Raw genomic sequence first — 23,580 nt, forward strand, 5'->3', positions numbered from 1 at the left:
TTCGAACCCGAGGCGAGAGAACCGCGCAGCGGCGGCGTTTGCGGCACTAACGGTAGCCGTTGAAACATAGCCAGCGAGCGGCAGCGCGCAGTTTAAGAGCCCGGGATTCTCAAGGGGCGCGGCGATAGGCGCTCCTTGAGGCCGGTTTGGGTGGCAACCCAAGGTTTTGACCTTGACCCAAGGCCAGTTTAGGCCGACGCCCACGACCTTGAACTTGAACTTGAGGCCAGTTTGGGTGGTAACCCAAGGTCTTGAACTTGACCTCAGGCCAGCTCTGGCTGATGTGCCCGGGATTACTTAAAGTCCGCGTACGGTACTAACGGCTCCGGCGGCATATCCAAATCCCCCTGCCATCCGCTTAAGGAATATCTCGCGTAGAGCAGATAATGACTCGGCGTGTAATCCTTCGCCTGCTGGATGTCGACCCCGGCGCCCACTGTCCAGTGAGAACTGACACGGCGTTCGACCAGCGCCTGAACCGTGTAACCAAACCCGGAACCGCTGCTGCCGGTTTCGACGGCGCCTTTGTCCGGCAGAGAATCAGGTATGAGATTCTGGATCGGATAGCGCTTTTCATCGCTGGTGGATGAACGTGACCACGAAACTGAGCCGCCCAATTGCCATGACCAGTTTTCGGTACGCTGGCGGTAATTCACCGGTACCGATAAAGAGAAATACTGCTGCGGACTGTAGTAACCGCCTTGCCCCAGCGTGTAACCGCTGAGATCTTTCTGGTAATGCCACAGCATGGAGCTGAGGCCGACGGTCGCGCGGCGGTTATCTTCGTTGATAACTTTGTAGTAATAGCCGCCCATCAGGCGTTCGCGGGTGTTGTCTTCGACGTTTTCACCCGTCAGCTGGTGTGCGCTGACGTCTGCCCAGACGCCGTTTGCCAGCCCCTGATCGTAGCTCAGGCCCAGGCTGGCACCGGTTGCGCGAACGCCGCCCCAGGTGGTACCGGTTCCCGGATCTTTTGCACCGGCAAAGGAAAGCAGTGAGCTTGAAACCGGACGGCGTGAAACCGTGGTCGTCCAGCCGATATCGCCCCAGTCTCCGCTGTAAGCCAGCCCGCCGACCCAGTCAACGACCGGGAAGCCCAGCGGCGTGGTGCCCAGATCCCCTTTCCATTTGTCGTTTTCCCAGCCCGCGCCAAGGCTGACGCCGTTGGCCGTCTGGCTGCGGTAGCTCCGGCAATTCTGATCACTACAGGTCCCGAAACTGGCTTCGTAGTTGCCGTTTTCGTTGTCGAACGTTCCCGCATCCATACGCACCCAGTCGGCACGCAGGAATCCACGCCCCTGATAAACCGGCATATCCGCCTGGAACATGGTGGTGTTGGCGGTGAGATCGGATTTTCCCGGTGTCCCGCTGGAGGTCCAGGAGTCGGTGTCCACCGTGAAGTTCACATCCTGCTGACGGTAAAGGTCATGCGCGTCCGAGCGGATACCACGTTTCAACCAGTCATCGCTGGCGTTGTTACGGGTCAGACGGGTGTAACTGTCGTTGTCCTGCGGCTGTTTGCCGGTGATCCCGCTGGCAATCATCGCCTGTTCGTAATCCTGACGCGCCAGTTGCGGCTGACCGAGCTGTTCTTCGACGTTTGCCGCATTGCGGTAAATCAGCGCTTTGTCCTGCCCGGCAGGTTGAGTTCGTGCTGCGGTTTTCAGCGGTTGTAACAGTGCGGCGGCGCGTGAGGTTTCGCCCACGTCAAGCCACGCCATCGCGACACGGCGCTGCTGATTCAGGCTCATGCCTTTCAGATCGGCGGCTTGCAGCCGTTGTTTCGCCTGCGATTTGTTACCCGCCGCTAACGCGGTATCAATGCCGGTGAGGGTTTTATCGAGCTGGATGCGCTGCGCCATTTCGCGCATGTTGTCGTTCCACTTCGCTTCCGGCAGCGTATGCAGATGGCGAAGCGCCGCGTCATCGCGGTCAGAACCGGAAAGGTAAAGTGAATATGCGTAAACCTGTTCCGGATCCGCCGGGCGTTTTGCCGCAAGATGCGCAAAAGCGGCGTCAGCCTGCGCCGGTTCTCCGGCTTCACGCAGCGCATTAGCGTAGTGGTAGGTGGTCCAGACGTCATCCGGATTGAGTTTCAGGGCTTCGGCGTAACGATTCGCTGCCTGATTCCACTGGTGGTTAGCAACATACTTCTCGGCCTGCGCGGTGACAATGTCACTTTGTAAACCACGTTGTTTATCAATCAGTTTGGCCTGAGAAGCAGCCGGTAATGAATTGAGGTAATCGAGCGCTTTTTGCGATGACTGACGCTGATAAATATTCACCAGCCCGCGCTGGGCGCTGCTGTTATCACGTTCAAGACGCAGCGCATGCAAATAAGCCTGCTCGGCCTGCGGGTCATTTTTGCGCGCCACGGCAACATCACCGAGGCCAATCAGCGCCCACGGATCGCGTGAGTCGATGCGCTGCGCCTGTTTGTACGCCGCTTCGGCCTGATCAAGCCGGTTGGCTTTCAGCGCGTTATCGCCCTGACTGATTTTCAGCCAGTAACTGTTGGTCTGGATCAGACTGGTCCATTTACCGGAATTATAACCGTCAGTTTCGGCGGCTTTGGCCCGCTCGAAAAGATTCAGCGCCTGCTGGCGGTTACCGGCGCGGGAATACGCCAGCCCCATTGCGCCCAGCACTTCCGCATCATTCGGTTTGGCCTGCAACGCCTGTTTAAGCGGAGCGATCGCGCCGGTTGAACCGCCGTTGCTGACCTGCGCCAGCCCGCGAACACGTGCCTGATAATGAGGATCGGCCAGCAAACCCTGCTGACGCTGAAGCTCCTGCTGTGCCGCAATCACCTGCGGGCCGGTATCAAACGTGGCAATGAACTGTTGCAGCGCGTCAACGCTGGCATTACTCACCGGCTGATCTTTGATTTTCGCCAGCCACAAATCAGCGGCGGGTGAACGCCCTTCGTTGGTGGCGGCAATCTGTTTCACCAGAACCACGGCTTTGGCGTTATCGCCCTGTTCAAAGGCCATCTGCGCCAGCTGCAAACGCAACTGCACATCGCCAGGATACTGGTTATTCAGCGCCTGTAACTGCGCCTGTGCACGTGCTTTTTGCCCCGGAAGGCGGGCAACCAGTTGCCAGTACTCTACTGCCAGATCTAAGGTTGGCGGCTGGCCATCAAAGAGCTGATCGTACTGCGCTTTCGCTTCATCCAGACGCCCTGCCGTTGCCAGCAAACGCGTCTGCTGGAGTTTTTGCTGCATCTCCGGCGAGGCGATCTTCAGGCTCAGCTGCGCCTGACGGTATTCGTCAGAACCCGGCGCGACCTCTTTAATTCTTTCCAGCTGTTGCTGCGCTTTAACCTGGTCGCCTTCCCGCAGGGAAAGGCGCAGGCGTGCGGACAACACTTTTGGATTTTTCGGATCCATTAATTCCAGACGAAACAGCGACTGACGCACCAGATCGTCCTGATGGCTGGCTTCCCCGACGCGGACCTGTTCCAGCAACCACTGTTCAGGGGAAACCACCGGCGCCGAAATTGACGGCGCGGCGACCAGAGCCAGCCCCAGCGTCAGGGCCAGCCGGTTGAAAATAAACGGTATTCTTCGACGCGTGTTCACAAGCTTATTCCTGGTCATCATCAGACAGACGACGACGTGCCAGAGAACGCAGGCCGGTCCACAGTAAGATTGCAGCCAGAATCACCACAATAACCGCCATCAGTGCCAGCAATGCCGGATGGTTTGCCAGCGCATTCCACACGCGTTCCCACCACGGCAGATGGCCGACATAGTAGGTATCGCCGACTTTCAGACTACTCACGCCGGAATCGCGCACCACGGTCACAGAACCAAAGACCTGCGCCCGTTGTTTCGCGTCCTGCATCGAGGTGTTCAGCATCTCAAAGCCTTTCTGACCGTTGGCCATCAGTGCCACAACGCTGCGCTGGTCAAAGTAAGGCGACTGCAAACCGACGATGGCCGCAATCGGCCCCTGCGCGCTGATCTGCGTGCTTGTGTCGACGCGCGCATCGCTGGCCGGTGCGGTGTTGTCCGGTAACGCAGCCTGACGGATTGGCGTATTGACCGCATCACGCGCCGCATCAAGCAGCAGGTTGGCTTTTTTATCATCACGCAGGGTGTCGTCGCGCATGCCTGCGGGCAGGTTGCCGATCACCAGCAAATCTGCGTCGGTGGTTTTCGCTTTTGCCGCGTCTTCCGTGAGGCTAACGCCGAGTGACGGATAACCGGTCAGTGCGCCGATATTGCCCATCGCATCCAGTAATGTGGTGAGCTTAACCGGCTGCGGCTGCGGCTGAACCAGTACCAGCGTCTGTGACAAATCGGCCATGCGGCTGAACGGGAAACCGGCGTTGGCAAATGCACGCAGATCCGGCATCGCCATAAAGTGACGGTAACCGGAGAAGTCGATGGTGGAACTGTCGTCGATCACGACGTGGTTTGGCACGGTTGTGTAGGTTTCGCAGCGCCCTTCCATTCCGCTCGCCAGCAGCGAGGTGTAATCGAAGTCAAAGCGCATCTGGTTTACCGCGCCGAGTTTAAGCGCCGGAATGTTCAGGTCTTTGCTGCCATCGAGCAACCCCTGTAACAGGGACAAATGCAGAAGCTGCGAATCTTCGTCATGACCGGCTTTCAGGGTTAAATCCTGCACAAACTGGTTATTCAGGCTGATGCTCAGACGGGAGGTATTTTTCAGCTGCGGCGAGGTGTAGCGATATTTCAGGCGCATATCGATACCGGTGCTGTTAATCAGGAACAGGTCTGGCGGCAGATTGATGTTCATGGTGATCGGGTTCGGCTGGAGGCCATCCGACTGCAACTGTTCCGCGTACTGTTTAAGCTCGCCGAAGTTCATCGGCCGGTCTGTCCGCACCCAGTTTGGCGCGTCGTAAGGCTGGCGGGGCTGAATATGATCAACGTTATCCACGCTGACGGTTTCGCCACGGAACAGGATATTGCCCTGCGAAATGCCTTTTACGGCAGTCAGCAGATCGTTGTCATCGCGTCCCAGAATCAGCAGCATTTTGACGTAAGGATTGTCCGCGCGGCTGACCATCTGCACGACCGGCCCTTTCACCGGCGGCATGTCTTTCAGGAAATCAGGACGTTTGTCGTTGGTGGCAAACACTACGGCGTGGCTGTCCGGCAGCTGGTTGTACAGCGTCGGGAAAGACTGCCCGCGCCACTGTGCTTTGGCACCAAACCACGATGCCAGAATGGCGGCAGCCTGTTGCTGGCTGGCGTCCGGAGACGCGGCAAACACCATCGGTAAATCCAGCGGACGGCTGTCGCGCGCATCAAAGAACGGCACCGGGAAATGCGCCAGATCGTTGCTGAGCGGCAGTTTCTGGTATTGCAGACTGAGCGAACTGCCCTTGCCGATTTCCAGCCACAGCGTGGTGTTAGCCGGATTTTCACAGACGTTCTGATAATGGCCGATAAACTCCAGCCGGATGCGGTTGAAGTCGGTGATGTAGCGCGGGTCAATGACCATCTGTAAGTGATTTTTCTTGCCGAGCTGGTCTTTATCAATCACTTCAACGCCCATCAGCTGGTCGTTGAGATACACCTTAAGGTGCGACTGCACCGGAATTAATGAAGGCGACGGCGTGAATTCCAGATTCAGGGTGGACTGCGTCACCACTTCGTCACTGCGCACACCAAACTCGATTTGCCCGTTGGGCTGAATACCGCGCAGGGTAATCGCGCCCGGCGTCGGGGCGACATCCGCAAACGGCAGCGTCACGTTGCGTACCGGCGCACCCGGAATAATCAACGGATTGACCGCCGGCGCAACCATCGGCAATAGCACCTGCGGTGCAGGCGTATTTTGTGCGGCGTCGGGTGCCGGCGTATTGCCCGCGCGCGCCGGTGCCTGCTCGCTGAAGGCCGGAGCCGCTGAACCCAAAGCCAATGTCATCAAAGCGGATGCCATTAAAGTCGTCAAAGGAAGTCTTTTCATTGTTTAGTCATCATCAGGTTGGATTCATCAGGCTGAGCAGACAGCGGCGGATTGCGTGGAGCAAAAGACAGCAACCAGCAGCCAAACGCCTGTGTGCCGGAGGCCAGAGGGCGATATTGTTTCGGGGCAATGTCCAGCATCCGCAGATAACCGCGAATACCCAGCCCCATCACTTCACGCAGGCTTTCCATAGGTTTGTCTTCCGGGAAATTGTCTTCACGCAATACCCAGCTGTCAGCACGGGCAAAGGTACATTGAATGAAATCGATATGCTGTTGTGTGGTTAAAGGCTGAAGCTGCATGCCAATGCTTTTGCCAAATACGCGGCTGATTTGCATCGGGAAAGTATATTCCTGCTGACCACGGTGAAGCAGTAACGTGACGTTGTCACCCGCCTGAAACTGGCTGGCACTCTCGGTTTCCAGCCCGACACCGTTGTCGGAGTAGTCCTGCACGGTACAGACATAAATGTGTCCGTCCGGGCGCATTAATGACGCCGGCATTTTGGCTTCCACGCGGTGAGCCTGACGCACCTGTTTGGATTCGAACGCCACCGCGATCGCCCCGCCCAGAATAATCATGTTGTAAATCACCCACGCCATACTCACCAGCACGGTAAGAATTTCGTCGGTGCGGCCATACATCACGCGGTAAATCCCAAAGAACAGACCGGCCAGATTAAGCAGCATCAGCACCTGATACGGGCGGCTGATTTTCCAGTCGACATACGCATGTTTGTTCAGTCCGCCTTTTGCCGTGACGTTAAAAGTCCCGGCGTGCGGATTAAACAGCGCGATGGTCGTCGGCCTGGCGATATACCACGCCAGCACGGTTTCGTAGATTTCATTCCAGAAGGAGTGGCGGTATTTTCCCTGCACCCGCGAGTTGGTCAGGCTGGCGTGGATCATGTGCGGCAACACGTACAGCGCGATGGCCAGCGCAGGCGCGTAAATCACGTAAGCGTGCAGCAGCAGGAACGCCAGCGGCGCAGTCAGGAAGATCAGCCGCGGAATGCCGGCCAGAAAGTGCATCATGGCGTTGGCATAACACAGCCGCTGCGCCAGTTTCAGCCCTTTGCCAAACAGCGGGTTATCAAGGCGGAAAATCTGCACCATCCCGCGCGCCCAGCGGATACGCTGGCTGACATGCGCTGACAGGCTTTCTGTCGCCAGACCGGCGGCTTGCGGAATGCGGATATACGCAGAGCTGTAGCCGTGGCGGTGCATCCGCAGCGAGGTGTGCGCATCTTCAGTGACGGTTTCCACTGCAATGCCGCCGATTTCATCGAGTACGTCACGGCGTAACACCGCGCATGAACCACAGAAGAAACTGGCATCCCACAGGTCGTTACCGTCCTGCACCAGCCCGTAGAACAGCTCGCCTTCATTTGGCGTGCGGCGCATGCGGCCAAGGTTGCGTTCGAAAGGATCCGGCGAGAAGAAGTGATGCGGCGTCTGCAACATGCTGAGTTTTTTGTCTTTAAAGAACCAGCCGACGGTCAGTTGCAGGAAAGAACGCGTTGGCACGTGGTCGCAGTCAAAAATCGCCACCAGCTGGCTTTTGGCATATTTCAGCGCGTGGTTGATGTTCCCCGCTTTCGCGTGTTCGTGCGTTTCGCGGGCAATATACTGAACCCCGATTTCATGCGCAAAATCAGCGAACTCCTTGCGGTTGCCGTCATCGAGCAGGTAAATGGTGAGTTTGTCGCGCGGCCAGTCCAGCCCGAGTGCGGCATACAGCGTCGGTTTCACCACGCTCAGATCTTCGTTATAAGTCGGGATCATCAGATCCACCGTCGGCCACGTCGATACATCCGCAGGCATCGGCACCGGTTTACGGTTTAGCGGCCAGATGGTCTGGATATAACCGAGCACCAGCACCGTCCAGGAATAGGTTTCCGCACCCAGCAGCAGCAAGCCGCAAATAAGGCTAAGCGGATCATCCCAGTTTAACGTCGAGGTATAACGCCACCATAAATAGCGGCAGGAAATGGTCAACGAGAGAACAATCAGCATCAGCGCGGGGAATCGCCCCGGGATCCGCCGGATAATCATCGCAATGCTCCACAACAGCACCACGAAAACAAACTGCGCGATATAGCCGAAAGGCTGCGAAATACAGAACATCGCCAGCGTAATCGCCACCAGGCTGGTCAGGATAATCAGCACGCGTTTGCCGAGGCGGTTCATTTTACCAATGCGGCGTGTGACGCGAATTTCCAGCGGGTTCTGTTTCACCTGTTTCGGCAGCGATTCCAGCCACAGAATGACTTTCTCACGCAGGCGCTGCGGCCACCGGGTGTAAACGATGCGCTCGCGCAGGCCGTTCGAAGGAATAATCACCAGCAACCACAGGCTCTGAACCAGATAACGCAAAGGATCGGCCAGACGTGGTTTTGACGGTGAAAATTGCGGATACCAGCGGGTGCGCCGGGCTTGCACATTTTGCCAGGAAGGCGATTCAAAACGCAGAAACAGCCAGCATACAGCGATACAAAAGACCATCGTTCCCGAGGCCAGCCGTGAAGCACGACTGGCGCGATACCGCCGGTAGCGGTCTTGTAATTCAGACACCACCGGTGGCACGAGGAACAGGTTGCGCAGGCGGTTCATTTTATCGGACTCCGCGCAAATTCAGCAGGAACCAGTTCGCCAGCGTGTTAATTTCGCGGCTGATTTTACTGTTTCCTTTCCACTCGCCGACCGGTTGTTTGGCCGCCAGAGATTCGGCCATCGCTTCGTCGCGGTGTAAAATAACCGGGATCATGGTCGGCAAAGTTTCCTGCCACAGCAGCAAAATGTCTTGCTGCAACTGGCTGGACGGCACGAACTGATTCACCAGATACCGGCCATTCGCCGGTAAAGCGCGCTGATGAAGACGGATATGAGATTGCGAGTCGGCGTGAAGTAAAACGAGCGTGCTGTCGGCGATGGCCTGTGCAGGCAGCGGATCGGCGGCGGGAGAATCAATCAGGATCCAGTCATAAACGCCGCTGTTTTTGAGCTGCGTGATGGCTTTTTTCCAGTCAAACTCAGGCGCTGCCCCGCTTTGTACACGGTCACTTTCAGGGCCGATATTACCGTAAGGTAAAAAGTCCAGATGCGAGTGATAACGCATGGCGGATTTCTGCCAGGGTTCACCGGCATTAAAGGCTGAACGCCAGCCGCGCGTCTGTGTGAAAGGCATTCCGAAATGCAGACGCAACAAATTTTCCGGTGAAAAGTCTATCACCAGAACCCTTTCATTGAGTTGCGCGAGCCCCCAGGCCAGCGCTGCGGTGACTGACGTCGTCCCCGTGCCGCCACGAAATCCCTGTAACGCAATGACAGACATATTAGTTTTTCTCCGCGCCGTGTTTATCGTATTGCGCCAGTTCAGCCAGTAACGGCCAGCGTGACATTAGTTGCGGAATTTTTTCTTTACGGGCGACATCCACGTAATTTAATTCAGTTAAAGAAAAAAGGTGACTCAGCGCAAAGAAATCATCATCTTTTGACGGCTCGGATTCTTCCGAGTCTACAATATTGGGCCCCACCGTTCCTCCTCCCTGCTTCAATCAAAATGCTGGCGGTCTGGCACGAAAAAATTACCGCTCACATACCGGCATTTTAGTATCAAACATAATTGTGAAGTATTATGATTATTTAATGTAGCAATGATAGAATTTATTATACTCACATTTATCAGTGTGTCCCAAGCAGACTTTTTATCTAAAACGAATACAAGCAGATTAACTATATGGCACTCTCCTTTTCATTGGGCATGAAGCAATACTGGAATGGATTAGCCCAAATGCAGGCCCGGGGGCTTTACTGGGTCAACGCTGACAAACAGGAAGCCGCGTATCACCTGTGCGGACAGGCTCTTGAAGCTCAGCAGGGCGAAACACCTGTCACTGTATTTTTCCCACAGCACAATTTAATTTGCGCTGAAGAAGAAAATAGACTAAATGACGACGACATTCTTCTCTCTCATTTGAAGAAACACCCCAGGCAAACGTTTTATTACCAGTTAGCCGACGGCAAGAAAGCGTTTCTTGGATTGCCAGGCGATATTAATCGTTTGCCTCGTCACCCTGCGTTATTAATGATCTTATTACTTCCTGCCACCTCCTGGCAGATGCTAAATGATAAACAATTCGCCCGCTGGGTGAGTGAAATGCGTACCAGCGCGAATAGTAAAGAAGCAACAATCCTTATTATCTGCTACGGCGCGGGTATTAATGCGGTTAAAACTCAGCTGCATTTATATCATCGCAATATATATGGTCTTGCTGATTTAAAAACCGATACCGTCCCGAATCAGTGGGGCATTTCCTGGTGGCACGACGGATTAGGGGCGGAAGCGAACACGCTCTATCCGCTGACACCACGCCAGACCGGCTGGGAAATTCAGAAAAACGTACCTGCCTCCGTGGCCGAACAGGCCGGTGACGATCAGTGGATGTTGCTGGCGGAGCGGTCGGTGCTGGAAGGCGCACCGGCGCTGTCCGAGCGCTGGTTCCTGTTTGACAGTAATGAAGAGCTGGCAGAAAGAGCCGCACACGCCCGCTCGGCGACGGTCATTTTTGCCCTGAGCGGCAATGATGCCGTAGAAGTGATGGCGCGCCAGATCCACCGTCTGCGTATGCAGCGCGGCACGGGTTTGAAAATAGTGGTACGTGAAATGAATTCTTCCCTGCGCTACGTTGACCAGCGCTTATTACAGGCCTGTGGCGCAAACCTGGTGGTTCCGCACGCCGCGCGTCTTTCCAATTTCCTGACGCTGCTCGACGATCTGCAAAACCTGACGTTTACCCGCCACGTGCAGGATGATATTGAAATCCTGCTCAACAGCCGGTTACCGACGCACCACAAAGGCTATCTGCCGCTGCCGGTTTTTTGCAGCGTTATGAACGATATCTGGAACCATGCTTCACTGGCGACCGAATCACGCGGTTTGCTGATTTCGCTGCGCCCTGCCGCCGGGATCAGCCCGCAGCAGGCGATGTCGCTGTGTTCCCTGCGCCGCGACGGCGATATTCTTACCGTGACCGAACGGCATCTTTATTTGTTCCTGTCGAACTGTCAGGTCAGCGATGTCGAAAACGTTCTGGCCTTCCTGTTTAATCTGCCGGTGAAAGACGTTTTCACCAGCCAGACATTCTGGAGTCAGGAGCTGGATATTCAGACGGAAGTCCGCCGTCTTGCGGCTAAACCGCCGATGGCAAAAGCCGTGACCGGCCCTGAAGCCTATGTGCCACAAAAAGCAGAACCGCTGAAACGCGCGCAGGTCCACCCCCCTGTGCCGGTGACGCTCGCGTTAAACGACACGCCTGTTCAGCAGCAGCCGGAGTAAGCGAAATGGATATCCAGGACATTATTGAGATTTTTATTCTGGCTGCGGTGATTTTTATTCCGCTCGGATACGCCTTGCGCAGCCGCCTTCCCGGCTGGAAAAATCGTCTGGCGACACGTTTTCTTTCACCTCGTTATTTAACCCCGATGACAGTCAGCATGATCAGTAAGAACCGCAAACGTTCCGACGCGCCGACTGTTGTTTCTCCGGTTACAGGGAAATCCAAGACTCCACTATGAACGAACCGAATTCTTCTTCACCGCGTTTGCGGATCTGGCAATCCTGGCGCGGACTTGGCGCCTGGAACTACTATTTCTTACTTAAATTCGTTCTGCTTTCACAGGGTTATCTGAATTTCGACGCGCTGAGCAATCTGGTATTTGCCGCCGTATTATTATTCCCGTTGCCTTCGCTGCGTCTGCACCGCTGGCGCCAGTGGATTGCCCTGCCGTTTGGTCTGGCGCTGTTGTATCACGACACCTGGCTGCCGGGCTGGCGCTCAATTATGAATCAGGGCGCGGACGTCGCCGGTTTCAGCGTGAGCTATCTGCTTGAACTGGCAGACCGCTTTATAAACTGGCAGTGGATTGCCGTCGGCTTTGCGCTGCTGGTGGGTTATTTGTTTATTTCCCAGTGGGTGCGCCTGACCACGTTCACGGTTATCGCGCTGCTGTGGGTGAATCTGAGCGGGATGATTACGCCGTTTTTCGCGCATTCTCCGGCAGCCGTGGTGGCACAAAACACCCCCGCTGCGACCGCTGCCACTCCGGCGCAGGCTGCCGGTGACAACACCGTTAATGGCCCGCCGACCAATGCCAATCTGAGTGCTTATCTCGAGCAGTTCTACCAGAACGAAAGCCGCAAGGCGACGAAGTTCCCGGACGCATTGCCTGCAGATGCCCAGCCTTTCGACCTGCTGGTCATCAATATCTGTTCGCTGGCCTGGTCGGACCTGGACGCCGTGAATCTCTCCAGTTCTCCGCTGTGGTCGCGTTTCGATTTCGTGTTCAGCAATTTCAACTCAGCGACCGCCTACAGCGGCCCGGCGTCGATTCGCCTGCTGCGCGCCAGCTGCGGCCAGACATCACACCACAATCTTTACCAGCCTGCCGGTCAGCAGTGTTATCTGTTTGACGATCTGGCGCGTCTGGGCTTCACCAGTCAGCTGGCGATGGATCACACGGGCGTGTTTGGTAATTACATCGGCAACCTGCGTGACGATGCGGACATGAAAGCCCCGCTGATGTCACAGGCCGGTCTGGGTTATGAACTGACCTCCTTCGACGGTTCACCGATTTTCAACGACGGACAGTTGTTCTCCCGCTGGCTGGAAAATCAGGAAAAAGCAGGCACGGCGCGTACCGCCACCTTCTTCAACCTGATCCCCCTGCACGATGGCAACCGTTACGTGGGCAGCAACAAGGGCGCGGATTATCATAACCGTGCACAGACCCTGCTCAGCCAGCTCAATACCTTTATGGATCAGCTGGAGAAATCCGGACGTAAAGTGATGCTGGTGGTTGTGCCGGAACACGGCGCGGCGCTGGTCGGCGATAAAATGCAGATTTCGGGCCTGCGCGACATCCCGAGCCCGGGGATAACGCATATCCCGGTCGGCGTGAAGTTCTTCGGTATGCAGGCGCAGCACGCCTCATCGCCGATGAAAATCGACGGCCCGAGCAGCTACATGGCGATTTCCGAAATGGTTTCCCGCGCTGTGGATGGCAAAGTCTTCACCAGCCCGACGATGGACTGGAAAACCTTCGCCTCCAACCTGCCGCAGACTCCGCTGGTTTCAGAGAATGAAAACTCGGTGGTGATGGAATATCAGGGGAAAATTTATATCCGGTTAAATGGCGGAAGCTGGGTGCCGTACCCGAGTTGAGGGGGGCACTTGCAGTGAGGGGCCGTAAATTGATCGAGAAAGTTTCGGTTTTTCACTTGCAGTGATCGCTCAGCGGCTCGCGCCGAAACCGACCAGAGAGGGCCAGGACGGCCCCTCTCTGGACTCTCCACGTCTTTTTTACTGCGCGCTATCGCTGGGCCGATGGACCTATTCTGTCATTCCAGCGTGTGGCGCGAAATCTTGCCGCTGCGCGGTGCCTTCCCTACGGGCTTCGAGCCTTGCGGTCTCGAACCCTCGGTCAGCAAAATTTCTGAGCGCGCCATCTCACCATAAAAAATACCGAGTATTTCTTTGGTTTTTGAAAAATAAATGCCAGGGCAAGGTTGCGAACTATGAGCCTCTAGCCGCTTTCAAAACGACGTTGAGCGAGCGGTGAGAAACGGCGAGAGTCTGTTTTCGAGCTGGTTCGAACCCGAGACGAAAGTACCGCGCAGCGGCGGCGTTTGCGGCACTAGCCGGAGTTGCTGGAACATAGCCAGCCAGCGACAGCGCGCAGTGAAAGAGCCCGGGATTCTCAAGGGGCGCGGCGACAGGCGCTCCTTGAGGCCAGTTTGGGTGGCAACCCAAGGTTTTGAACCTGACCTTGAAGCCAGTTTGGGTGGCAACCCAAGGTCTTGACGTTAAATTTGGAACTAAAAAGCGCCCCGATGCCCGCTCAGGCATCATTTACTCCGCAAATAACTGATCGTACACATGTTGTAAATGCCGGCTCATCCGCGCTTTCGCGCCGGCACCGTCTTTCGCCAGAATGGCGTCCAAAATTCCCTGGTGGTCGGCGTTCATTTCACGGGCGAAATCGACTTCGGTGTAATGGCTTTCAAGCCGCATAAACCGGCGGGAACGGCGTTTGTCCCACAGGTATCCCATCATATCGTGCAGGACTTCGTTGCCGGTCATTTCACTGATCATCAGGTGGAAACGGCGGTCGGCTTCGAGAAATGCGTCGTTGTTGGCATTCAGGCCATTTAGCTCATCGGCGATTTCTTTCAGTCTGGCCCGCTGATCGTCCGTGCCGTTCAGCGCGGCCAGTTCGGCGGTCATTGATTCGTAAATCTGCCGCGCCCTGACCAGCGATTGCAGGCTGAACTCTTCTTCCGACGTCATCACCGGCGCGGCAGGGGTGGCCTGCGGGAGCGGGTCATTGACGTAAACGCCGGTGCCTGTGCGGATTTCCACCCAGCCGGTGATCTCGAGCGCAATCAGCGCTTCACGTATTGATGAGCGGCTGACGCCCAGCTGTTTGGCCAGATCGCGTTCTGAAGGAATCATCGCTCCCGGCGCGAACTGGCCGGTATTAATGCAATTAATCAATACATTAGAAATCTGGCGATAGAGCCTTTCGACTTTCAGAGTCGGCAAATCCATTATTTTCTCCATGCAGGTGCTGGATCCCAAATCTGTTATCCCGATCACATTAATGATCGGTTCGATGCTGAATCATATGTCGGTCTGATGGCCTGACCAGCAGACCACCTGACCAGACCGCGCCTTAAGATTGAACTTATCACCGGCCATGCGTCAACTACATTCAGATGTCAGATAACACTTTTAAGGAAAACACATGGAACAGACTTGGCGTTGGTACGGCCCGAATGACCCGGTTTCACTCGATGATGTGCGTCAGGCTGGCGCGACCGGCGTGGTGACCGCGCTGCACCATATCCCGAACGGTGAAGTCTGGCCGGTGGATGAAATCAAAAAACGTCAGACGCAGCTGGAAGCTAAAGGTCTGGTGTGGTCAGTGGTAGAAAGTATTCCGGTGCATGAGGAAATCAAAACCCGCAGCGGAAACGTCGATCAGCACATCGCCAATTATCAGCAATCCATCCGTAACCTGGCGGAATGTGGCATCGACACGGTCTGCTACAACTTCATGCCGGTTCTGGACTGGACGCGTACGGATCTGGGTTATTTACTGCCGGACGGTTCCCGCGCCCTGCGTTTTGACCACATCGCGTTCGCCGCTTTCGAATTGCATCTTCTGAAACGTGAAGGCGCTAAATCCGATTACAGCGCGGAAGAGCAAAAACAGGCTGCGGATTACTTTGCTGCGATGACACAGGCGGAAAAAGACCAGCTGGTGTCCAACATTATTGCTGGTTTACCGGGCGCGGAAGAAGGCTATACGCTGGATCAGTTCCGTGCGCGTCTGGCCACTTACGACGGCATCGATAAAGCCAAACTGCGCGAAAACATGGCGCACTTCCTGCGCAGCATCGTGCCGGTTGCCGAGCAGTGCGGGATCAGTCTGGCGGTTCACCCCGATGATCCTCCGCGCCCTATTCTCGGCCTGCCGCGCATCATCTCCACCATTGAAGATATGCAATGGCTGAAAGAAGCGGTCGACAGCATCCACAACGGTTTCTGTTTCTGTACCGGTTCTTACGGCGTTCGCGAAGACAATGATTTAGTGAAGATGATGACGACCTACGCCGACCGCGTTCACTTCATCCATCTGCGCGCCACCCAGCGCGAAGAGATCCCGGGCAGTTTCCACGAAGCCGATCATTTAGACGGTGATGTGGATATGGTGGCAGTCATCAAAGCCATCCTGACCGAAGAACAAACCCGCCGCAAAGCCGGTAACCTGCGCGCAATCCCGATGCGTCCGGATCACGGGCATCAGATGCTTGATGACCTGCATAAGAAAACGAATCCGGGGTACTCGGCGATTGGTCGCCTGCGGGGATTAGCAGAACTGCGGGGAGTTGAGCGGGCGTTGAAGCAAAGTTTTTTTAGCGAGTAACCGCGCGGTGAGACGCTGATAGCTGATCGAGAAAGTTTCGGTTTTTCAATTGCAGTGAAGGTGCTCATAGCGGATCGAGAAAATTTCGGTTTCTCAATTGCAGTGATCGCTTAACACGCTGTTCCTAAACCGACAAAAGAGGGGCAAGACGGCCCCTCTTTTGAATCTCCACGTCTTTTTTACTGCGCGCTATCGCTGGCTGGCTATGTTTCAGGAGCTCCGGCTAGTGCCGCAAAATCCCGCCGCTGCGCGGTTCCCTCCCGTCGGCTTACAAACCGCGCGAAAAGATTCGCGGTTTTTCACCTCTCCATACGGCGCGATTTTTGAAAGCGGCCAAAGGCTATGTAATTCGGAAGAATGATGTAGGGTGGTTTTGATTTTGAATTTAAAAAGCCTCCGGCCGCTTTCAGAAAGCTTGCTGAGTGAGTGTTTCGAGACCGTGGGCTCGAAGACCGAAATGAAGGAACCGCGCAGCGGCAAGTTTTCGCGGCAATTGCTGTGGCTGCTGAAACATAGCCAGCCAGCGATAGCGCATGTTGAAAAAAGCGAGGAGGGATGCAAGGGAGGAAAAGCACTTTCCTCCCTTGCTCGGTTTCGGCACCAGCCGCTGAGCGATCACCGCAGTTGAGAAACCGAAACTTTCTCAGTCAGAGAATTCAGCCCCTCACTGCAAGTGAAAAGCCGCCAGTTGCAGCGGCCTCTGCAAATCAGAAATGATATGAAACCTGATTCTCCTGCTCCGGCCACGGCTGCGATTTGTACGGTTTGGCCGGGTAATTAATCTCCACGCTGCGGCGGCGGAAATCACTCGGGCTCACCCCTACCCGCTTGCGGAAAACACGCGAGAAATACAACTGATCGTCGTAACCCACCACGCGGCCAATGGTCGCAATCGATTCCTGGGTGGTTTGTAACAGCAGCTTGGCGCGGATCACACGCTGATCTTCACGCCAGCGCAGGATGTTGATCCCGACCTGTTCGCGGAATAAATGCGCAAGACGCGATGGCGACAGGCAAACGTGGCGTGCGACTTCATCGATACGCAGCTCACCGGCCAGATTACCGGTAATAAACTGGCAGGCTTCAATGACACGCGGATCCATAATTTTTTGCGGGCTCTGCGGATCTTCTTCCATTGCACGCAGCAACAGGCGTTCCAGCAGGTTCATCCCTAACTCTTCGCAGAAACGCCGGCCCGATTTTTGGGTCTGCTCGATATTGGCAAACAGCCGGTCGAATTCCAGCAGCAAGGTGTTATTTGGCAGGGAAAGACGCCCGACGTCGCGGGTTTTAGTGTGCCATTCCAGCCAGTCAGCCCAGTAGGCGCGCGGGCGGAAATACACCCAGCGGTGATACCACGAATCGGCATTGGCCGAGCGGCTGTATAAATGGCGCGCTTTCGGCGGGAACAGCAAAAGGTCGCCGGGATTGCAGTAAAACGTATCTTCACCGTCAAAGACTTTACCCTGCCCTTTGACCGTCAGATTAAGAATGTAGCCTTTCATGCCGCCCGGGCGGTCAATCGCGAAATCCAGCGGCCCGTCAGCAAGGATCGGTGTCATACCGGCGACCAGATAGGCATTGAAACTGTAACCCGGCAACAGCGGGTTTTGCTGCTGATCCTGAATCATACGGTGATACATCGAACCTCCTGAACAACTCGTGGCTATGGACTTTTCATCTATTCTAACGGCGGGTGAAAACGCTGCCAGTAAACGTTGCTAATTTGTGAACAACCACGCGCTTTTGCGGCATTTAACGGAAAAAACCGCTAAATGCCGCAGGGACAATGCATGGAAGCGTTATCACAAAATGGCGTTAAACCGTCTTTTTCGCTTTTTGTTTGTAACGGTCGAAGATAACCGCCGCCAGCAGGATCAGACCACGTACCACGTACTGAGAGAACGGAGAAATGTTCAGCAGATTCATCGCATTTTCCACGGTGCCCAGAATCAGGATGCCGGAAACCACGTAGGAGATTTTGCCGATCCCGCCTTTGAGCGAAACGCCACCCAGCACGCAGGCGGAGATGACGATCAGCTCAAAGCCCAGAGAGGTCATGGGCTGGCCGCTGGTCATTCGCGACGCCAGAATGATCCCCGCCGCCGCCGACACCAGCCCGGAAAGCACAAAGATGATGATTTTAGTACGAACAACCGGCACCCCTGCCAGCCGCGCCGCATCTTCATTACCGCCAATCGCCAGCGTGTTACGCCCGAAGGTGGTTTTGTTCAACAGCAGGCCGAAGATAATCAGGCAACCGACAGTCAGCCAGATCGGCGCAGGCAGCCCGAACCAGTTGGCATAGCCGAGCGCGAAGAAACGTTCGTCTTCGATACCGACCGCTTTACCGTCAGAAATGATGTACGCCAGACCGCGCACAATCTGCATGGTGGCAAGTGTGGTGATCAGCGCATTGATTTTCAGGCGGGCGATAACAAAACCGTTGAGCAGCCCGGTCAGCATCCCGAGCAGCAAACCGGCGGCGACGCCAATCCACAGGCTTTCGGTCATGTTAATAACCACCGCAGTGGTAACACCGGCGCAGGCAATCACCGAGGCGACGGACAGGTCGAAATCACCGGACGCCAGACAGAACAGCATCCCGCAGGCCACCATGCCCGACATGGAAATCGCCAGCCCCAGGCCTTTCATGTTGATGAAAGAGCTGAAGTTCGGCACGAAAACAGAACATGCGATAAACAGCACGGCGAAGACCACCAGCATGCCGTAACTGTCCCAGATACGCATCAGCCCTTGCCCGCTGCGTGACGCAGCAGAAGGTTGATCCGGTTTGGCTGAATTGGTTGTCATACTCGACATAATATTTTTGCTCCTCAGTCAGGCAGCGTCAGGGGCAGAGTCAAGATCTGGCGTTCGCAGCATGGCGAGCCCCAGCGCTTTTTCTTCAGTAGCGTCGTCGTGCAACAGTTCGCCGGAGATGGCGCCTTCGCGCATCACCACAATTCTGTCGGCCAGACCCAGCACTTCCGGTAAATCACTGGACGCAAACAGCACGGCAATGCCCTGTTTCGCCAGTGAGTAAATCACGTTGTAGATTTCATGCTTGGCGCCGACGTCAATACCGCGCGTCGGTTCGTCGAGCAAAATGACCTTCATTTCTTCCGACAGCCAGCGGCCAAGAATGGCTTTCTGCTGGTTGCCGCCGGACAGATTCATGATCAGCTGCTGGTCGCTCGGGGTTTTGATGTTCAGCGCTTCGATGTGCTTGCGCGCATTTTTAGCTTCCCAGGCGTTGTTGATCAGGCACCCCGCTTTCACCGTTTTGCGGCGGGCGCTGATGTTGATGTTGTCGCGCACCGAATGCACAGGAATGATGCCGTCGGCCTTGCGGTCTTCCGGGCACAGCATGATGCCGAGGCGGATGGCGTCAGCCGGTTTGCGGATATTCAGCGCTTCGCCGTCCAGCCTGACGGTGCCGCCGGTAATGCGCGTGCCGCCGAACAGGCCTTTCATCAGCTCGCTGCGCCCGGCGCCGACCAGCCCGAAAAGACCGACAATTTCCCCCTGACGCACGGTCAGGCTGACCGGCGTTCTCACGCCCGGTGCTTTGACGTCGTCCAGTTCCAGACGGATTTCGCCGTGCGGACGCGGCGCGTAACCGTAGATATCATCCAGATTGCGGCCAACCATCGCCTGCACCAGCTTGCTGTTATCGACCTGCGTCATGTCGTCGAAGGTCCGCACGTAACGGCCATCTTTGAAAACAGTGACAGCGTCACTTAATGCAAAAATTTCTTCCATACGGTGTGAGACATACAAAATGACGCGCCCTTCGGCACGTAACTCGCGGATAACGCGGAACAATTGCTCAATTTCACGGGCAGACAGCGAGCTGGTCGGTTCGTCAAAAGCTATGATTTTGGCGTTACGCGCCAGCGCTTTTGCAATTTCTACCATCTGCCACTGGCCGATGGAGAGATATTTCAGCGGCGTGTCCGGGTCGATATCCAGCCCGAGATGTTCCAGCTGTATTTTGGTTTCATAGCGCAGCAATTTACGGTTCACGAACCCGTGTTTACTCGGCAACTGCCCGAGATAAATGTTTTCTGCCACCGTCATTTCCGGCACCAGATGCAGTTCCTGATAAATGATCGCCACACCGGCATCGAGCGCATCGGTAGTGTTGTTAAATGCCACCGGCTGGCCTTTGATGTGAATATTGCCCTGCGACGGCTGATAGTTTCCGCTGAGGATTTTCAGCAGCGTGGATTTACCCGCGCCGTTCTCGCCCATCAGCGCATGAATTTGTCCGGCGTAACAATTGAATGAAATACCGTCCAGCGCTTTCACGCCCGGAAAAGTTTTGCCAATGTCATGGAATTCCAGATACGGCCTGGCCGCATCAAACTCCGTCAGTGACGGTGTCAGCAAAGGCGTCTTATTTGAAGATTGCTGAGTCATAGTGGCTACCTGGAAAAAAGGTGAAGGATTTCAAACCGATTACTGCACCACTGAAAACAGTCACACTTCTTAACCGTCGTCCGTGGTGCAGTAACTCAATTCAGATCAGGCAAAAGTTACATCAGGCCTTTCTTCTTCAGTTCTTCTTTGAAGTTGTCGCGGGTAATCAGCACAACGTCGGTCACTTCGGTGAATTTCGGCGGTTCAACACCTTTGGTCACCCACTCATTCAGCATCTGGATACTTTTGTAACCGTGGATATCCGGGCTTGGTAACAGGGAACCGTAGAAACCGGTTTGCGCGCTTTTTGACAACTCATTCACCGCGTCCACACCGTTGATGCCGATGCCGATCACGTTCGCTGCTTTAAAGCCCTGACCTTCTGTTGCACGCACGCCACCCAGAACGGTGTTGTCGTTCATGCCGATAATCAGCCAGTTTTTCACTTTAGGATGTTGCACCAGCAGGGAGTTACCGGCATCCAGTGCGCCCGGAATGTCGTTGGATTTCGTCGGCACTTTATAGATTTGTTTGTCCGGGAAACCGGCGGCTTTCAGCGCGTCCATTGAACCGGAAGTGCGGCGGCGTGCGGTGTCCAGCTCATCAGCGGTGATAGCCATGACGCCGGTATCTGCGACTTTCCAGCCACGTTTTTGCATTTCTTTATACAGTTCCTGGCCCTGACGTTCGCCGATTTTGGTCGCGGCCATCATCACCAATGGCACTTCTTCCATCGGTTTGCCTTTGGCATTCACAAACTGGTCATCGACCTGGATCACTTTCATGTCATAGCTGCGGGCTTTGGCCATGATGGCCGGGCCAAGACGCGGGTCTGGTGTACAGATAACAAAGCCTTTCGCGCCGTTTGCCGCGAGGCTGTCAATGGCATTCAGCGTTTTTTCGCCATCCGGCACGGCAATTTTGATGACCTCAAAGTTCAGGTCTTTACCGGCTTTATCAGCGAACCGCCATTCAGTCTGGAACCACGGTTCTTCCGGCTGTTTAACCAGGAAACCCAGCTTCGGATTTTCGGCTGCCATAGCTGAATGTGACATAACGGCAGCTAAACCAACCGCCGCTAACGCCTTAGTGAATTTATGCATGATGTTCTCCGACTTTTATTGTTGTTTTTCACGATTCCGGCATTAATCCGGGTGGCCGTCCGCAATCATGAAAACGTTATCATTGGCGTAAGGAAACAAAATCAGAGCGCGGCGAAGTCCGGTATATAGCGGATTTGCGTCACGCTCTGTTGTAAGACGCAGTAAGTTTTAGCGGTAATTTTGCAGCGGAATGTAGAGCGCTATCACACGGCGGGAAAACAGCAGGTTTGTACATAGATATAGCGATTTTAGCCAAACACTAACATTTGACCAACCTCACAGAAACATCATGGGGAGCAGATTTGTGCATACTTCCAGCTAACGCCTCCTCACTCACTTTTTGCCATCCTCCTACTGTTAGAGCAATTCGATTCGCCGCCGTAATGACTACGGCAAACCTGAAGGAGTGAGAAAGAATGACGCAAGGTGCGATTGCTCTTGGTCTTGATTTTGGCAGCGATTCCGTCCGCGCACTGGCTGTTGATTGTCAGACCGGTGCCGAGATGGAAACCGACGTGGTTTACTACCCGCGCTGGAATGAGGGCCGTTACTGTGACGCGGCAATAAATCAGTTCCGCCACCATCCCCTTGATTATATTGAAGCGATGGAACAGGCGATTAAAAACGTCGTACAACGTCTTGGCCATGAACGCGCATCACGCGTGGTCGGTATCGGCGTGGATTCCACCGGCTCCACACCCGCACCGGTCGATAAAGACGGCAACATTCTGGCACTGAATCCTGAGTTCGCCGAAAACCCGAACGCCATGTTCGTGTTATGGAAAGACCACACGGCCATAGAAGAAGCCGAAGAGATCAACCGTCTGTGCCGCAGCGGTGATTTCCCCGACTATTCCCGCTATATCGGCGGCGTTTACTCCTCCGAATGGTTCTGGGCCAAAATTCTCCATGTTTCCCGCGCCGACAAATCTGTCACCAAAGCCGCCGCCTCCTGGGTGGAATTATGCGACTGGGTGCCCGCCCTGCTTTCCGGCACCACCGCGCCGGACAAAGTCGTACGTGGCCGTTGCAGCGCCGGGCACAAAATGCTCTGGCATCCGTCATGGGGCGGCCTGCCGCCAAAAGATTTCTTCGCCGCGCTCGACCCGCTATTAGTGGAAAACCTGCCGTATCCACTGTTTACCGAAACCGTCACCGCCGAACAGGCCGTAGGCACACTGACCCCGGAATGGGCGCAGCGCCTCGGTTTACCGGCGAGCGTTGTGCTTTCCGGCGGTGCGTTTGACTGCCACATGGGCGCGGTCGGTGCCGGTGCGCAGCCTTACACGCTGGTCAAAGTGATCGGCACCTCCACCTGCGACATCCTGATTGCCGATAAAGAACGCGTTAACGACCGCGCCATCGCCGGGATTTGTGGTCAGGTTGAAGGCAGCGTGGTGCCGGAGATGATCGGCATGGAGGCCGGACAATCCGCGTTTGGCGATATGTACGCGTGGTTCAGCCGCCTGCTGAGCTGGCCGCTGATTCAGGCCGCTAAGGCGCATCCGGAACTGAAAGAACAACTCACCGCCTTGCAAAAAAATCTGCTGCCCGACCTGACCGCCGCGTGGGCCGCCAATCCGAAGCTGGATCACCTGCCGCTGGTGCTCGACTGGTTTAACGGACGCCGGACACCGTTTGCCAATCAGCGTCTGAAAGGTGTCATTACTGACATCAATCTCGGCACCGAAGCGCCGGAACTGTTCGGCGGTTTCATTGCAGCCACCGCTTTTGGTGCGCGCGCGATTATGGAGTGTTTCGAACAACAGGATATTCCGGTTGAAAACGTTCTCACGCTCGGCGGTATTGCCCGTAAATCGCCGGTCATCATGCAGGTTTGCGCCGACGCCATGAACCGTCCGTTGCAGATTGTTGCCTCCGATCAGTGCTGCGCGCTGGGTGCCGCCATCTTTGCTGCCGTCGCCGCAGGAGAATTCAAAGACGTCCCTGCCGCGCAGGAAAAAATGGCGTGCAGCATCGAGCGCACGTTGCTGCCAGATCCGCAGCGCGTCGAACAATACCAGCGCCTGTACGAACGTTATCAGCAATGGTGTGCGACCACTGAACCGCTGTTTGCAGCGAAGACAGCACACTGACTACTTTTTCAAAAACAGCTT

15 protein-coding genes are annotated in these 23,580 nt (G+C 55.5%); 5 read left to right on the forward strand and 10 right to left on the reverse strand.

Going from position 1 to position 23,580, the window contains the following annotated elements:
• Positions 1-293 precede the first annotated feature (293 nt).
• The 5 genes from KWG64_RS17345 to bcsR are packed head-to-tail and all read right to left on the reverse strand — an operon-like array spanning position 294 to position 9,481.
• Positions 294-3,584, reverse strand: coding sequence for a cellulose biosynthesis protein BcsC (locus KWG64_RS17345; RefSeq protein WP_255562214.1), 3,291 nt, complete (start codon positions 3,582-3,584; stop codon positions 294-296).
• Positions 3,585-3,588: 4 nt separating this feature from the next.
• A complete protein-coding gene (bcsB, locus tag KWG64_RS17350) occupies positions 3,589-5,946 on the reverse strand; it encodes a cellulose biosynthesis cyclic di-GMP-binding regulatory protein BcsB (RefSeq protein ID WP_218522607.1) in 2,358 nt (785 codons plus the stop codon).
• Positions 5,943-8,558 carry a UDP-forming cellulose synthase catalytic subunit gene (gene bcsA, locus KWG64_RS17355; protein ID WP_218522608.1) on the reverse strand — a complete coding sequence of 872 codons (2,616 nt, stop codon included), beginning with the start codon at positions 8,556-8,558 and terminating at the stop codon, positions 5,943-5,945. The genes bcsB and bcsA overlap by 4 nt, the downstream gene beginning before the upstream one ends.
• A gap of 1 nt (position 8,559) precedes the next feature.
• Positions 8,560-9,279 (reverse strand): cellulose biosynthesis protein BcsQ, encoded by a 720-nt coding sequence (gene bcsQ / locus KWG64_RS17360; protein ID WP_218522609.1) that lies wholly within the window; start codon positions 9,277-9,279, stop codon positions 8,560-8,562.
• A gap of 1 nt (position 9,280) precedes the next feature.
• A complete protein-coding gene (gene bcsR / locus KWG64_RS17365) occupies positions 9,281-9,481 on the reverse strand; it encodes a cellulose biosynthesis protein BcsR (RefSeq protein ID WP_195815206.1) in 201 nt (66 codons plus the stop codon).
• Between the two features lie 203 nt (positions 9,482-9,684).
• Between bcsR and bcsE the strand changes: the two genes are divergently transcribed.
• From bcsE to bcsG, 3 genes are read left to right on the forward strand one after another with little or no spacing between them, the layout of a single operon-like run.
• Positions 9,685-11,283, forward strand: a complete 1,599-nt coding sequence (bcsE, locus tag KWG64_RS17370; RefSeq protein ID WP_218522610.1) for a cellulose biosynthesis protein BcsE — start codon at positions 9,685-9,687, stop codon at positions 11,281-11,283.
• A gap of 5 nt (positions 11,284-11,288) precedes the next feature.
• Positions 11,289-11,522, forward strand: coding sequence for a cellulose biosynthesis protein BcsF (bcsF, locus tag KWG64_RS17375; RefSeq protein ID WP_218522611.1), 234 nt, complete (start codon positions 11,289-11,291; stop codon positions 11,520-11,522).
• Complete coding sequence (gene bcsG / locus KWG64_RS17380) at positions 11,519-13,168, forward strand: cellulose biosynthesis protein BcsG (RefSeq protein WP_218522612.1); 1,650 nt, start codon at positions 11,519-11,521, stop codon at positions 13,166-13,168. The genes bcsF and bcsG overlap by 4 nt, the downstream gene beginning before the upstream one ends.
• A 687-nt stretch (positions 13,169-13,855) precedes the next feature.
• Here bcsG and KWG64_RS17385 read toward each other — a convergent pair.
• A complete protein-coding gene (locus tag KWG64_RS17385) occupies positions 13,856-14,554 on the reverse strand; it encodes a FadR/GntR family transcriptional regulator (RefSeq protein WP_195823413.1) in 699 nt (232 codons plus the stop codon).
• A 196-nt stretch (positions 14,555-14,750) separates the two neighbouring features.
• Between KWG64_RS17385 and uxuA the strand changes: the two genes are divergently transcribed.
• Positions 14,751-15,935 carry a mannonate dehydratase gene (gene uxuA, locus KWG64_RS17390; RefSeq protein WP_218522613.1) on the forward strand — a complete coding sequence of 395 codons (1,185 nt, stop codon included), beginning with the start codon at positions 14,751-14,753 and terminating at the stop codon, positions 15,933-15,935.
• Positions 15,936-16,642: 707 nt separating this feature from the next.
• Here the strand turns inward: uxuA and araC are convergent.
• The 4 genes from araC to KWG64_RS17410 form a co-directional block, all read right to left on the reverse strand.
• Entirely contained in the window at positions 16,643-17,578 is a 936-nt protein-coding gene (araC, locus tag KWG64_RS17395; RefSeq protein WP_195816515.1) for an arabinose operon transcriptional regulator AraC, read from the reverse strand.
• Between the two features lie 175 nt (positions 17,579-17,753).
• Positions 17,754-18,758, reverse strand: coding sequence for an L-arabinose ABC transporter permease AraH (araH, locus tag KWG64_RS17400; RefSeq protein WP_101078840.1), 1,005 nt, complete (start codon positions 18,756-18,758; stop codon positions 17,754-17,756).
• An 18-nt stretch (positions 18,759-18,776) separates the two neighbouring features.
• Positions 18,777-20,360 (reverse strand): L-arabinose ABC transporter ATP-binding protein AraG, encoded by a 1,584-nt coding sequence (gene araG / locus KWG64_RS17405; protein ID WP_229893726.1) that lies wholly within the window; start codon positions 20,358-20,360, stop codon positions 18,777-18,779.
• 116 nt (positions 20,361-20,476) lie between these two features.
• Positions 20,477-21,463, reverse strand: coding sequence for an arabinose ABC transporter substrate-binding protein (locus KWG64_RS17410; protein ID WP_218522614.1), 987 nt, complete (start codon positions 21,461-21,463; stop codon positions 20,477-20,479).
• Positions 21,464-21,879: 416 nt separating this feature from the next.
• Here KWG64_RS17410 and KWG64_RS17415 point away from each other — a divergent pair, with 416 nt between their 5' ends.
• Positions 21,880-23,559: a ribulokinase gene (locus KWG64_RS17415; protein ID WP_218522615.1), complete on the forward strand. Its 1,680-nt coding sequence runs from the start codon at positions 21,880-21,882 to the stop codon at positions 23,557-23,559.
• The last annotated feature ends 21 nt before the right edge of the window (positions 23,560-23,580 follow it).

It is taken from the genome of Rahnella sp. PD12R (genome assembly GCF_019200965.1).
In the GTDB taxonomy this organism is placed as follows: domain Bacteria; phylum Pseudomonadota; class Gammaproteobacteria; order Enterobacterales; family Enterobacteriaceae; genus Rahnella; species Rahnella laticis.